Origin of the sequence: Streptomyces syringium (assembly GCF_017876625.1) — a bacterium.
GTDB classification, from domain to species: domain Bacteria; phylum Actinomycetota; class Actinomycetes; order Streptomycetales; family Streptomycetaceae; genus Streptomyces; species Streptomyces syringius.
Genome location: NZ_JAGIOH010000001.1, coordinates 5,365,363 through 5,377,999, shown reverse-complemented (window position 1 = coordinate 5,377,999; position 12,637 = coordinate 5,365,363). Strand labels below are relative to the sequence as shown.

At 69.9% G+C, this 12,637-nt stretch carries 11 protein-coding genes; 1 reads left to right on the top strand and 10 read right to left on the bottom strand.

Annotated elements, in window-relative coordinates:
- The first annotated feature begins 85 nt into the window (after window positions 1–85).
- On the top strand, window positions 86–724 hold the full coding sequence (locus tag JO379_RS24115; protein WP_242626264.1) for an N-acetylmuramoyl-L-alanine amidase: 639 nt from the start codon (window positions 86–88) through the stop codon (window positions 722–724).
- On the opposite strand, the gene JO379_RS24110 is transcribed toward JO379_RS24115, so the two are convergent.
- The 10 genes from JO379_RS24110 to JO379_RS24065 form a co-directional block, all read right to left on the bottom strand.
- Complete coding sequence (locus tag JO379_RS24110; protein ID WP_209516956.1) at window positions 721–1,890, bottom strand: cysteine desulfurase family protein; 1,170 nt, start codon at window positions 1,888–1,890, stop codon at window positions 721–723. The two genes, JO379_RS24115 and JO379_RS24110, sit on opposite strands and share 4 nt — an antisense overlap.
- A gap of 50 nt (window positions 1,891–1,940) precedes the next feature.
- A complete protein-coding gene (locus tag JO379_RS24105; RefSeq protein WP_209516954.1) occupies window positions 1,941–2,783 on the bottom strand; it encodes a thioesterase family protein in 843 nt (280 codons plus the stop codon).
- An 81-nt stretch (window positions 2,784–2,864) separates the two neighbouring features.
- Complete coding sequence (locus JO379_RS24100; protein ID WP_130880043.1) at window positions 2,865–3,524, bottom strand: trimeric intracellular cation channel family protein; 660 nt, start codon at window positions 3,522–3,524, stop codon at window positions 2,865–2,867.
- A 93-nt stretch (window positions 3,525–3,617) separates the two neighbouring features.
- Window positions 3,618–5,030 carry a M1 family metallopeptidase gene (locus tag JO379_RS24095; RefSeq protein ID WP_130880042.1) on the bottom strand — a complete coding sequence of 471 codons (1,413 nt, stop codon included), beginning with the start codon at window positions 5,028–5,030 and terminating at the stop codon, window positions 3,618–3,620.
- A gap of 93 nt (window positions 5,031–5,123) precedes the next feature.
- Complete coding sequence (locus JO379_RS24090) at window positions 5,124–6,161, bottom strand: ABC transporter ATP-binding protein (RefSeq protein ID WP_130880331.1); 1,038 nt, start codon at window positions 6,159–6,161, stop codon at window positions 5,124–5,126.
- A gap of 56 nt (window positions 6,162–6,217) precedes the next feature.
- Window positions 6,218–7,327, bottom strand: a complete 1,110-nt coding sequence (locus JO379_RS24085; RefSeq protein WP_130880041.1) for an ABC transporter ATP-binding protein — start codon at window positions 7,325–7,327, stop codon at window positions 6,218–6,220.
- The gene (locus JO379_RS24080) at window positions 7,324–8,322 is read right to left on the bottom strand and encodes an ABC transporter permease (RefSeq protein WP_130880040.1); all 999 of its coding nucleotides are present in this window, start codon (window positions 8,320–8,322) and stop codon (window positions 7,324–7,326) included. Before JO379_RS24080 ends, JO379_RS24085 begins: the two co-directional genes overlap by 4 nt.
- 121 nt (window positions 8,323–8,443) lie before the next feature.
- Window positions 8,444–10,213, bottom strand: coding sequence for an ABC transporter substrate-binding protein (locus JO379_RS24075; RefSeq protein ID WP_130880039.1), 1,770 nt, complete (start codon window positions 10,211–10,213; stop codon window positions 8,444–8,446).
- A 115-nt stretch (window positions 10,214–10,328) separates the two neighbouring features.
- Complete coding sequence (locus JO379_RS24070) at window positions 10,329–11,327, bottom strand: ABC transporter permease (RefSeq protein WP_130880038.1); 999 nt, start codon at window positions 11,325–11,327, stop codon at window positions 10,329–10,331.
- A gap of 486 nt (window positions 11,328–11,813) precedes the next feature.
- Window positions 11,814–12,572, bottom strand: a complete 759-nt coding sequence (locus tag JO379_RS24065) for an enhanced serine sensitivity protein SseB C-terminal domain-containing protein (protein WP_130880330.1) — start codon at window positions 12,570–12,572, stop codon at window positions 11,814–11,816.
- Between the last annotated feature and the right edge of the window lie 65 nt (window positions 12,573–12,637).

The window sequence follows — 12,637 nt, the reverse complement described above, 5'->3', positions numbered from 1 at the left end:
CAATCGCCGGACGGGCTGGATCTTGCGGAGCCCCGGCTGGAACCAGGGGGGCGCCGCACGCGTTCTGCGCATCAGGGGGTCACACGTGGAACGAAAACGCATCAGCCGTCGCGGGCTGCTGATCGGCGGGGCCGCCGTGGCAGGCGCAGCCGGCTACGCGGGGCGTGACGCACTCGTCCGCTGGTGCTATCGGGCCGCCGGGCTGGAGCGCCCCCGCACGGACGGCGAGCTCGACCACGACGGCGCCGAGTGGGTCGCCGCCTCGTCCGCGAACTGGCGGTGGGCGGACCGGCCGGCCGACTACACCATCGACCGGGTCGTCATCCACGTCGTCCAGGGCAGCTACGGCGACGCCCTGCGGGTCTTCCGCGATCCCCTGCACCAGGCCGCCGCGCACTACGTCGTGCGCAAGGACGGCCATGTCGCGCAGACCGTCCGCGAGCTGGACGTGGCCTTCCACTCCGGGAACCGCCGTTTCAACGAGCGCAGCGTCGGCATAGAGCACGAGGGCTACGTGGACCGGCCCGGTGATTTCACGGACGCGATGTACCGGGCGTCGGCCGCGCTCACGGCCGGGATCTGCGCGCGCTACGGGTTCCCGGCGGACCGGGCCCATATCGTCGCCCACTCCCAGGTGCCGGGGACGGATCACACCGATCCCGGCCCGCACTGGGACTGGGACCGGTATCTGAAGCTCGTCGGGGCGGCGGCGGGGAGCCGCTAACTGAGCCCGGCCGTGCGGGCCCGCTCCACCACCGAGGCGATGACGTCGCGCACGGCGGCCACGTCCTCCTCGGTGGAGGTGTGGCCGAGGGAGAAGCGCAGGGTGCCGCGGGCCAGGTTCCGGTCCGTGCCCGTGGCGAGGACCACATGGCTGGGCTGGGCGACGCCGGCGGTGCAGGCGGAGCCGGTGGAGCACTCGATGCCCTGGGCGTCCAGCAGCAGGAGCAGCGAGTCGCCCTCGCAGCCGGGGAAGGAGAAGTGGGCGTTGGCGGGCAGGCGGCCCGCCGGGTCGGGGTCGCCGCCGAGCACCGCGTCGGGCACGGCCGCCAGGACCGCCTCGACCAGCTCGTCACGGAGCGCGCCGACCTCGCGCGCGAAGTGCTCGCGCCGCTCGGCGGCGAGCACGCCCGCGACCGCGAAGGAGGCGATGCCGGGCACGTCGAGGGTCCCGGAGCGCACGTGCCGCTCCTGGCCGCCGCCGTGCAGCAGGGGTACGGGCGCGTACCGGCGGCCCAGCAGCAGGGCACCGATGCCGTACGGGCCGCCGACCTTGTGGCCGCTGACGGTCATCGCGGCGAGCCCCGAGGCGGCGAAGTCGACGTCCAGCTGTCCGAAGGCCTGCACCGCGTCGGCGTGCAGGGGGATGTCGAACTCGGCCGCCACGTCCGCCAGTTCACGGACCGGCATGACCGTGCCGATCTCGTTGTTGGCCCACATGACGGTGATCAGGGCCACGTCGTCGGGGTCGCGGGCTATGGCCTCGCGCAGCGCGTCGGGGTGCACCCGCCCGTAGGAGTCGACGGGCAGGTACTCCACGGTCGCCCCCTCGTGCGTGGCGAGCCAGTCGACGGCGTCGAGGACGGCGTGGTGCTCCACGGGGCTGGCGAGGACTCGGCGGCGGGCCGGGTCGGCGTCCCGGCGGGCCCAGTACAGGCCCTTGACGGCGAGGTTGTCCGCTTCGGTGCCGCCCGCGGTGAAGACCACTTCGCTGGGGCGCGCGCCGAGCGATGCCGCGAGCGATTCGCGCGACTCCTCGACGGTACGGCGCGCGCGACGCCCGGCGGCGTGCAGCGAGGAGGCGTTCCCGGCGAGGGCGAGCTGGGCGGTCATCGCCTGCACCGCTTCCGGGAGCATCGGGGTGGTGGCGGCGTGGTCGAGGTAGGCCATGGTGGGACGATTCTACGAGCTGGGCCCGGGCGCCGTACCGGGCGTTCCGGTCAGGAGGTGCGCAGCACCCGCGCCAGCTGGCGGGACTGTGCCACCAGGCGGTCCTGGCTGTCCCAGACCTCGGCGTCCTCCTCCAGATAGCCGCCCGCGAGGTTGCGGGTGCTGACGGAGACGCGCAGCGGGCCGGGGGCGGGGCGGCTGCGGATGTGGGCGGTCAGCTCGATGGTGGGGACCCAGCCGGTGACGCCCAGCTCGAAGACGGCGGGCGGCAGCGCGTCGACGGCCAGCAGGAGTGCGAGCGGGTCGGGGTCGCGGCCGTCGGCGAGGCCGAACCAGCCGCGCATCTCGCCCTGCCCGCCGGGGGCGCCGATCGCCCAGCCGGCCGTGGCCGGGTCGAGCCGGATGTCGAGGCGCCCGGCGATCTCGGGTGTCGTCGACGGGTCGCCGTCCTCGCTGCTCAGGCACCGTTCGTAGGGCGGGAGGGCCGGGGGCTTGGCGGTGGTGCGGACGTCCTCGGGGAGGGCGTCCAGCTCGCCGTAGGTGGCCAGGACGCGGATGCGCTCGACCTCGGCGCCGTCCTCGTCGAACTGGAGCAGCGTGGCCTGGCCCGTGGAGAGCGTCCGGCTGGCACGGATCTGCTCGGTGCGGATCAGGGCGGGTCCGGGCTTGGAGGCGGAGAGGTAGTGGGCGGTGATGGAGAACGGGTCGGGGTGCCGGAGCGTCTCGCCGAGGGCCCGGCCCAGCAGGGCGAGGAGGTAGCCGCCGTTGACGGCGTGGCCGATGGTCCACCCCGCGGAGAGGTCCGCGTCGAAGACGGCGGACGTGCCGGGCGCGCGCCGCGCGATGGCGGTGTCCCGGTCGAATTCGCTGGTGCCGATGGTTCCCTGTGCCATGGTCCGCACGCTACACCCGGAAGTTACTGACTGGTAGGGCCAGCGTGCGTCCGGACTCCGGCGCGGGCGGAAGCCCCCTCGTCACACCTCTTCGGCGGCCGCGCTGCGCCGGTGCCAGGCGCGCGGCGCCCGCCAGTGGAAGTGCATCGACAGCAGCCGCAGCGCGAACGCCGTCAGGACCGGGATCACGCTGGTGGTGGCGGAGAGCGCGTCGAAGTGGATCAGCAGGGCGGCCATCGTCGCCCCCATCATCGCGGGCACGGCGTACAGATCGCGGTCCCAGCGCAGCAGCGAGGGCACCTCGTGGGCGAGTATGTCGCGCAGCACGCCGCCGCCGACCGCCGTGGCCACGCCGAGCGCGGCGGCGAAGGTGAGGCCGAGCCCGTAGGCGTGGGCCTTCATCGTGCCGGTGACACAGAACAGGCCGAGGCCGGCGGCGTCGAAGACACCCACCGCCTTGGTGATCCGCTCGACCTCGGGATGCAGGAAGACGACGAGCAGGGTGGCCAGCATCGGGGTCAGGAAGTAGCCGAGGTCGGTGAAGGCGGCGGGCGGCACGGCACCGATGATCAGGTCCCGCAGCACGCCGCCGCCCAGCGCCGTGACCTCGGCGAGCACGGTCATGCCGAAGACGTCGAAGTTCTTCCGCACGGCGAGCAGCGCACCCGAGATGGCGAAGACGAAGATCCCGACGAGATCCAGTGAATGCTGGACTGAGGGGCTGAACAGATCGGTGAGCACGCGACATTCTTACCCGTCGCGGACAGTGGTCCCGACCTCCCCACTGTCCCCAGCACTCTCACTGACTCTACCCAGCCCCACGGCCCCCTGGCGCTACGGCAGCGCGGGCTTCCCCGGCTTCCCGATCCAGGTGTCGAAGAGGCCGCCGAGCTTCTGACCCGAGACCTTCTCGGCGAGCGCGATGAACTGCTTGATCTCGGCGTTGCCGTAGCGGTGCTGCGAGGTCCACAGCGGCAGCAGCTTGAAGAAGGCCTTGTCGCCGATCCGCTCACGCAGCGCCTGCAGGGCCATCGCCCCGCGCGTGTAGACCGCCCGGGAGAACATGGTGTCGCGCTGCGGGTCGGCGACGACGATCTTCCAGAACGGGTCGTCGGCCCCGTAGCGGTTGTAGGCGTCCAGGAAGGACTGGTGGGCGCTCTTCTTGCCCTTGTGCTCGGCCCACAGCCACTCGGAGTAGGAGGCGAAGCCCTCGTTGAGCCAGATGTTCTTCCACTCGCGCACCGAGACGGAGTCGCCGAACCACTGGTGGGCCAGCTCGTGGACGATGGTCTCCTCGTCCCGGACCGCCGAGTAGACCGGCTTGGTCTGGGTCTCCAGCGAGAACTCGGCGTCCGGCATGTCGTCGACGATGGCGCCCGTCTCCTCGAAGGGGTACGGACCGAAGACCTTCGACCAGTAGTCGGTGGCCTCCGCGGTGATCCCGTAGAAGTCGACGGGGTTGTCGCCCTTGAGCTTCGGGTCGATGGCCACGTAGATCGGGGTGCCGGCGGGGGTCCTGCCCGTGCGGACGTCGAACTTCCCGATGGTGGCGGTGGCGAGGTAGGGCGCCATGGGCCGGGTGGCCCGCCAGTGCGAGACGGTCTTGGACCCCTGGGTGCGGGTGGAGACCAGCCGGCCGTTGGAGATGCCGGTGAGGCCCTTGGGGGCCTTGATCCGGACGTCGAACGCCGCCTTGTCCGAGGGGTGGTCGCTGGAGGGGAACCAGGTGGAGGCGGCGTTGGGCTCGCAGGCGACGAAGACGCCGTCGGGGGTCTTCATCCAGCCGTACTTGGAGCCGAAGATGATGGGGCCGCTGAGCGGCTTGGGTATGCCGCCGTACGTCACCGTGGTGGTGAAGGTCCGGCCCTTGGCCAGGTGCCGGCCGGGGCGGATGTTGATCTCGTCGCCGGTGCGGGTGAAGTGCGCGCGCTTGCCGTTCACCTCGACCGAGGTGACCTTCAGCTGCTGGAGGTCGAGGTGGAAGGAGGAGAGGGACTTGGTGGCCCGCGCGGTGATGGTGGCGCGTCCCTCGAGCCGCCCGGTGTCGGGCGTGTAGCCGATGTCGAGGCCGTAGTGCCGGACGTCGAAGCCGCCGTTGCCCAGGTTCGGGAAGTAGGAGTCACCCACACCGGGCGCTCCCGGCACGGGGGCCGGGGCGGCGGAGATCACCCACACGGACGCCGCGGCGGTGGCGAGGGCGAGAAGTCTGGTCGAGCGGTGCCGGGCGGAGCGGCGGGAGAGTGCCATGAGTCGTTCCTTTCGAACACGCGAACGCCAATGCAGCGCACGCGCCGACTCTGCCCCCTCCCGCCCCAACCGGCCAAGGGTTTTACCCATTTGTCACGCCGGGACGTTCGTCACAGCCCCTTCCGGAATGTTCTCGGGGTGGTGGCAGGCAACTTGATGGCCCGTCACCAGGGGAATCAGCGGCGGCTCCTGCTGCTTGCACACGTCCGTCGCCTTCCAGCAGCGGGTGTGGAAGCGGCACCCCGCCGGCGGTGAGATCGGCGAGGGCACATCGCCCTTGAGCAGGATCCGCTCCCGCTTCGCCCGCCGCTTGGGGTCCGGCACCGGCACCGCGGACATCAGCGCCTTGGTGTAGGGGTGCATCGGCGTCTCGTACAACGCCTTGCGGTCGGCCAACTCGACGATCTTTCCGAGGTACATGACCGCGATCCGGTCGGAGACGTGCCGGATGACCGACAGGTCGTGCGCGATGATCACGTAGGTGAGACCCAGTTCGTCCTGGAGGTCGTCCAGCAGGTTGACCACCTGGGCCTGGATCGACACGTCCAGCGCGGAGACCGGCTCGTCCGCGACCACCAGCTTGGGCTTGAGCGCGAGCGCCCGGGCGATGCCGATGCGCTGCCGCTGCCCGCCGGAGAACTCGTGCGGATAGCGGTTGTAGTGCTCGGGGTTGAGCCCCACCAGTCCCAGCAGTCGCTGGACCTCCTTCTTGATCCCGCCTTCGGGCGTGATCCGCTGGAGCTTGAACGGCGCGCTGACGATCGAGCCGACCGTGTGCCGGGGATTCAGCGAGGAGTACGGGTCCTGGAAGATCATCTGGACGTCGCGGCGCATCGGCCGCATCCCGGCCACGCCGAGGTGCGTGATGTCCTTGCCCTCGAACTCGATCCGCCCGCCGGTGGGCTCCAGCAGCCGGGTGATCAGCCGGCCCATGGTGGACTTCCCGCAGCCGGACTCGCCCACCACCCCCAGGGTCTCCCCCGGCCGTACGTCGAAGGAGATGCCGTCCACGGCCTGCACCGCGCCCACCTGGCGGCGCAGCAGCCCCTTGTTGATCGGGAAGTGCTTGACCAGGCCCTCGACCTTGAGCAGGGGCTCGCCCTCGGGCGCCTGCTGCCGGGGAATGGTCACGTCTTTCTCGGGCGCGGTCTCGTCGGGTACGGCGTTATCGGGCACGGGTCGGTCCTTCACAGCTTGGGCGCAATCTCTTCGGTCCAGATGCGCGTCCGCTCCTCCTGCGCCATGTGACAGGCGGAGTGGTGCCGGCCGCCCTCACCACCGGTCACCAGGCGCAGTTCGGGCCGCTCGGTGCGGGTGACGCCGTCCTTGGGAACGTCGGCGTAGGGACAGCGCGGGTTGAAGGCGCAGCCGGACGGCACGTTGATGAGGCTGGGCGGCGAGCCCTTGACCGGGATCAGCCGCTCGGTCTGGTCCCGGTCGATGCGCGGCATCGAGCCCAGCAGGCCCCAGGTGTAGGGGTGCTGGGGTTCGTAGAAGACCTTCTCCGCCGGGCCGCGCTCGACGCAGCGGCCGCCGTACATCACCAGGATGTCGTCGGCCAGTTCGGCGACGACGCCCAGGTCGTGGGTGATGATGATGACCGCGGAGCCGAACTCCTTCTGCAGATCGCGGATCAGGTCGAGGATCTGCGCCTGGACGGTCACGTCCAGGGCGGTCGTCGGCTCGTCCGCGATGAGCAGCTCGGGGTTGTTGACCAGCGCCATCGCGATCATCGCGCGCTGGCGCATCCCGCCGGAGAACTGGTGCGGGTAGTCGTCCACCCGCCGGTCGGGCTGGGGGATGCCGACGCGGTCCAGCAGCTCGATCGCGCGCTTGCGGGCGGCCTTCTTGTCCACGTCGTGGTGGACCCGGTAGGCCTCGACGATCTGGGCGCCGATGGTGAAGTACGGGTGCATGGCCGACAGCGGATCCTGGAAGATCATCGCCATCTCGCGGCCGCGCAGCCGGCGCACCTCGTCCGGGTCGGCGGTCATCAGCTCCTTGCCGTCCAGCCAGATCTCCCCGGAGATCCGGGCCTTGCCGCGCCCGTACTGGCCGACGGTGTGCAGGCCCATGATGCCGAGCGAGGTGACCGACTTGCCGGAGCCGGACTCGCCGACGATGCCGAGGGTCCTGCCCTTCTCCAGCTGGAAGGAGAGCCCGTCGACGGACTTCACCAGGCCGTCGTCGGTGGGGAAGTGGATGTGCAGGTCGCGCACGTCGAGGAAGGCGGAGGGGGTTGCGGCGCCCGTGCGGACGGGCTCGCCGACGGCGCCGCTCTTGGAAAGGTCCGTCACGAGAGCCTCACTCGGGGGTCGATCACGGCGTACAGGAGGTCCACCACGAGGTTGGCGACCACGACGGCGGCCGCGGCGATGAGCGTCACGCCGAGGATCAGCGGCAGGTCGCGGTCGCTGATGGCCTTGACCGCGGCCTGGCCGAGGCCCGGCAGATTGAAGGTGGTCTCGGTGAGGATCGCGCCGCCGACGAGCGCGCCGAGGTCCATGCCGAGGATGGTCAGGATGGGGGTCATCGTGGAGCGCATGGCGTGTTTGCCGATGACGACGGGTTCGCGCAGGCCCTTGGCGCGGGCCGTGCGGATGTAGTCCTCGCCGAGGATCTCCAGCATGGTGGCCCGGGTGAGCCGGGCGTACATCGCCGCGTAGAGGAAGGCGAGGGTGACCCAGGGCAGGATCAGTCCGCCGAACCACGCGGCCGGATCCACGGCGAATTCGACGTACTCGCCGTTCACCCAGCCCAGTCCGTAGCTGAAGACCGCGAGCGAGAGCAGACCGGTGAAGTAGATCGGCAGCGAGACACCGCTGAGGGCGATGGTCATGGCCGCGCGGTCCCATAGGCTGCCGCGCTTGAGCGCGGAGACGATGCCGGTGGTGACGCCGCCCAGCAGCCACAGCACGCACGCGCCCCCGGCCAGCGAGAGCGTGACCGGCAGCCGGTCCTGGAGCACGGGCCAGATGGGCTGCTCGTTGCGGAAGGAGTAGCCGAAGCACGGGGCGTCGCAGCGGACGGTGGTCCCGCCGCCGGTGTAGTCCCGGCCGGCGAAGATGCCGGTGACGAAGTCCCAGAACTGCACGAGGATCGGCTCGCCCAGTCCGAGCTTCTCCCGGATCCCCTCGATCGTGGCCGGGTCCGCCTGCTTGCCGACGTACAGGGCGGCGGGGTCGGCTCCGGTGAGCTTCGGAATCGCGAAGAAGATGCCGAAGGTCACGAGGGTGACCACGAGCAGCATCACAATGACGGCGATCAGCCGCCTGACGATATAAGCGAACACTGCGGTCGGCCCGGCGGCGGCCCGGGAACCCCTTGGGTCAAGGGGCGCCCGGGCCGCCACGCGCGGCCCTCACCTGCCCTTCGGGCCTAGCGGCGGGTGCGCCGGTGGAGCGGACGGACTGTCACTTGACGACACCGAGGGAGGCGTAGTCGTAGCGGCCGTTGTAGGAGTCGGCCGTGTAGACGTTGGTCAGCCGGGAGCTGCGCCAGATGATGTTCTTCTCGTAGGTGAAGGGCAGGTACCAGGCGCCCTCCATGACCTTCTTGTTGGCTTCCTGGTAGATCTTCCCGGCCTTCTCGGGGTCGGTCTCGGCAAGGGCGTCGTCGAAGAGCTTGTTGATCGCCGGGTCGTTCAGCTCGGGGTAGTTCTGGTTGCCGCTCTGCTGGATGAAGCGGCCGTCCGCGATGGGCTTCAGGAAGCCCTGGCCGCTGGGGAAGTCGGCGCCCCAGCCCATGATGATGATGCCGTAGTTCTTGGCCTTGACGTTCTTCGGAGCACCGATGATGCCGGTGGACTGCGCGCCGTCGTACTGGTCGATCTGCGCGTCGATGCCGACCTTCTTCAGGGCCGCCTGGAGCGACTCGGCGGTGGCGACCTCCGGCGGCTTGTTGTTGCGCACCGCGATCGTGGTCTTGAAGCCCCCGGGCTTGCCGCAGGCCTTCAGCTCCTCCTTGGCCTTGGCCTCGTTGGGCTTGCCCTGCTTGACGTCGTACGGGTCGTAATTGGCGTCGAAGCCCTTGACCGACGGCGGGAGCATGCTGGTGCCGATGTCGCCGCCCGCCTGCGGGCCGCCGCGGGCGGTCTGCAGCGAGGTGTGGTCGGCGGCGTAGATGACGGCCTTGCGGCAGTGCTCGTTGTCGAACGGCGCGACCGTCTTCGGGAAGGCGGCGTAGCGGATGAAGCCGGTCTCGGGGTTGTCGACGTTGGCCTTGTGGGACTGCAGTGCCTTCTGCCGGCCGGCCGAGCCCATGCCCGTCGCGTTGATGTCGAGGTCGTAGTCACCGGCGATCAGCCGGTTGTCCATGTCGTCGGCGTTGGTGGTGAGCTTGACCGTGATCTTGTCCGGCAGGGCCTTGCGGACCGGGTCGCTCTCCTTCTTCCACTTGTCGTTGCGGACCAGCTCCAGGCCCTTGTTCGGGGTGTAGGACACCCACTTGTACGGGCCGTTGGAGAAGGGTTTGCTGCCGTACTTCTCCGCGGTGTCCTTGTCCGGGCGGACCGGGCCCGCCGCGGGCACGGCCAGCATCTGCAGGAAGTCGCCGTTGGGCTTGGGCAGCTTGAAGACGATCGTCTTCTCGTCGGGCGTCTCGATCGCCTTCAGGCCCAGCTTGTCCTTGGAGGTGTCCTTGTACGGACCCTTGTACTCGTTCTCCGGGTCCAGGGTGTCCTTCAGCCAGGTCGGACCGCCGGAGATCTTGTCCGTGGCCCAGGTGCGCTCGATGCCGTACTTGATGTGCCGAGAGGTGACGGGCTGGCCGTCCTCCCAGGTCAGGCCGGAGCGCAGCGTGAAGGTGTAGGTCTTCTTGTCGGCCGAGACCTGACCGGTGTCCGTGGCCATGTCCGGCACGATCGTGGAGCTCTGCGCGCCGGGGGCGGCCTTCGGGGTGACGAGGGTGCGGACGTAGTAGCGGGCGAAGTCCCACACGAAACCGTAGTAACCGCGTTGCGGGTCCCATGAGTCGGCGTCCTGGGTGCCGATGAACTTCAGCTCGCCACCCTTCTTGTCGGACGGGCTGGCCACCTTGCCGACGCCGGCGTTGAAGCCCGCGGCCTTGCCGCCCTTGCTGTCGCCGCTCCCGCCGCCGCCACAGGCCGCGGTGCCGACGAGGGCCGCGACCACGAGGGCCGACCCTGCGGCCAGTCTCCGCCTCGAAGTGCTCTGAGTTGTCAAGATGTCGCGACCTCCGTGATCGACGCGGCCCGTGGGACGGGCCGGCTTGTTTCGGGAACGGCCTCCTGACGGAACGACAGGGGCGGTGTACGACAGCGGACTTGGGCTGTTGGGGTCAGCGCGAACCCTTCGGGTCCAGCGCGTCACGCACGCCGTCGCCGAAGAGGTTGAACGCCAGTACGGTGATGAAGATGGCGAGACCGGGGATGATCATGAACATCGGGTCGGACTCGTAGGTGCTGACGGCCTTGGAGAGCATCTGCCCCCAGGACGCGGTGGGCGGCTTGACGCCGGCGCCGAGGAAGCTCAGCGCGGCCTCGGTGAGCACATTGGTGGGGATCATCAGCGTGGCGTACACGGTGATCGGCGCCACCAGGTTGGGCAGCAGCTCGCGGAAGAGGATGTACAACTGTCCGGCGCCCAGGCTGCGCGCCGCCTCGACATACTCGCGCTCCCGTAGAGACAGCGTCTGACCTCGCACGATGCGCCCCACATAGGGCCAGCCGAAGAAGCCGATCACCATGATCAGCACAGCCATGCGCACGCCCGAACCGGACATTCCCCACAGCGAGTTGGGCACCACGGACACCAGTGCGATGATGAACAGCAGCTGCGGGAAGGCCAGCAGCAGGTCCATGACCCGGCTGATGACGGCGTCGACCCAGCCACCGAAGTAGCCGGCGACGATGCCGACGACCGTACCGACCACGACGGCGACGACCGCGGAGAGGAAGGCCACGAGCAGCGAGATCCGGGCCCCGTAGACGACCCGGCTGAAGACATCACGGCCGTTGCCGGGCTCGACGCCGAAGAGGAAGTCGCCGCTGATACCGCCCCAGTCCCCCTTGGGGGTGCTGAACAGCGGGTCGATCTGCTCCTCGTGGAATTCGTTCGGCGGATGCCCGAACGCGCTCACGATGAGCGGGGCGAAGATCGCGACCAGTATGAGCAGCAGCACCACGATGCCGCCGGACAGGGCCACCTTGTCGCGCTTCAGCCGGATCCAGGCGATGCGCCAGGGAGAACGCCCCTCGATCGCCTTCGCCGGGACGCCGGCGGCGACATCGACGGCTGCGGTCTCCGCCGCGCTCGTGTCGTGCAATGGTGCCGTCATCGTCTGGTGGACCCCTCTCGGCCGGCGCAACCGGCCCAACGCCCGCCGCCCGAAAGGCGGCTGGATCACATCACTGGTGCATCACTGGTGCATCGCTTGGTGCAGATGGTGCATGGATGGTGCGATGGTGCGGGAAGTTCACGCGGAGCAGGTCGTACGCAGGGCCGATGGCCCGGAGAGCGAGAGCCGACGGCCCTTGTTGCGGGAGTCTTCAACGCGTTCACGATCACCCGCCAGACCTGACCGGCAATGGATGCGCAACCGTGATGTGTAGAGGAGGGTTCCGTTATACGGACATCCTTGATTCATCAGCGGATGCGGCAACCCGCTGAAACGTTTGGCCAGTTGCCGTCGGCAGGGCGGGGCCACACGGAAAAACACGGCCTGAGCGGGGCGTTCAGGCGGGAAGGGCGCGAAACCGGCGGGCCCGGCCGAGGTCACGCGAGGGTCAGTCGGGACAGCCGGGGCCCCTGGACCGGGCCGGGATCAGTAGGCCCCGGCCTGCCAGCCCTGTTGCGGCGGATAGCCGTAGCCGGCCGAAGGGGCGGGCGCGGCGCCGCCGTAGGCGTCGCGGTCGAAGAAGGGCCGCGCGTTGGCCCGCATCCACATCGCGACCGGGTCGTACTCGTCCGACATCGCCACCGTGGACACCGGCAGCCCCTCGGGCACCACACCGATCGACTGCTGCATCATCAAGCGCACGGATTCCACGGCGGCTTGCGAGGTGTCGTACAGATCGAGGCCGATCGCCAGGTATGGGGTGCCCAGTGCGGGCTGCACCCAGGCCCGGCGCAGCGCCCGGACGGCGGGCGTGCGGTGGGCGTTCTGCCCGAGCAGGGCGTAGAACTGCGGAATGTCTATGGCCGGTTCGCTCAGCCGCAGCGGTCCGGCGGGCAGCCGGTCGAGGCCGCCGGAGATCCGCCGCAGGTCGAGCCACGGGATGCCGACACCGCCGCCGGGCGCGTGCGGGTTGAGCCACAGTCCCCAGCGGTCGGGGAAGAGGGAGGCGGCGATGGACCGCCCGGCAACGACCTCGTGGGCGCGGTTCCAGCCGCTGGCGGCGAGCTCCTGCGCGGAGGTCACACAGGGCGCGTAACCGAGCCCGTCGACCTCCATGTTCCCGTACTGGGCGTCGGGCGATCCGGCCTGCCCGTGCCACAGCAGCATCCAGATCTGCCCCTCGGCGAGGGCGTGCAGCAGCGCCTCATAGGCGTCATACCTGCCGGGCGCCACTTGGCGCAGCATCTGCTCCACGCCGCTCTCCGCGCCCGCGCTCACCTGGGTCCGCCTCTTCTCTCGGCCGTCTCTCC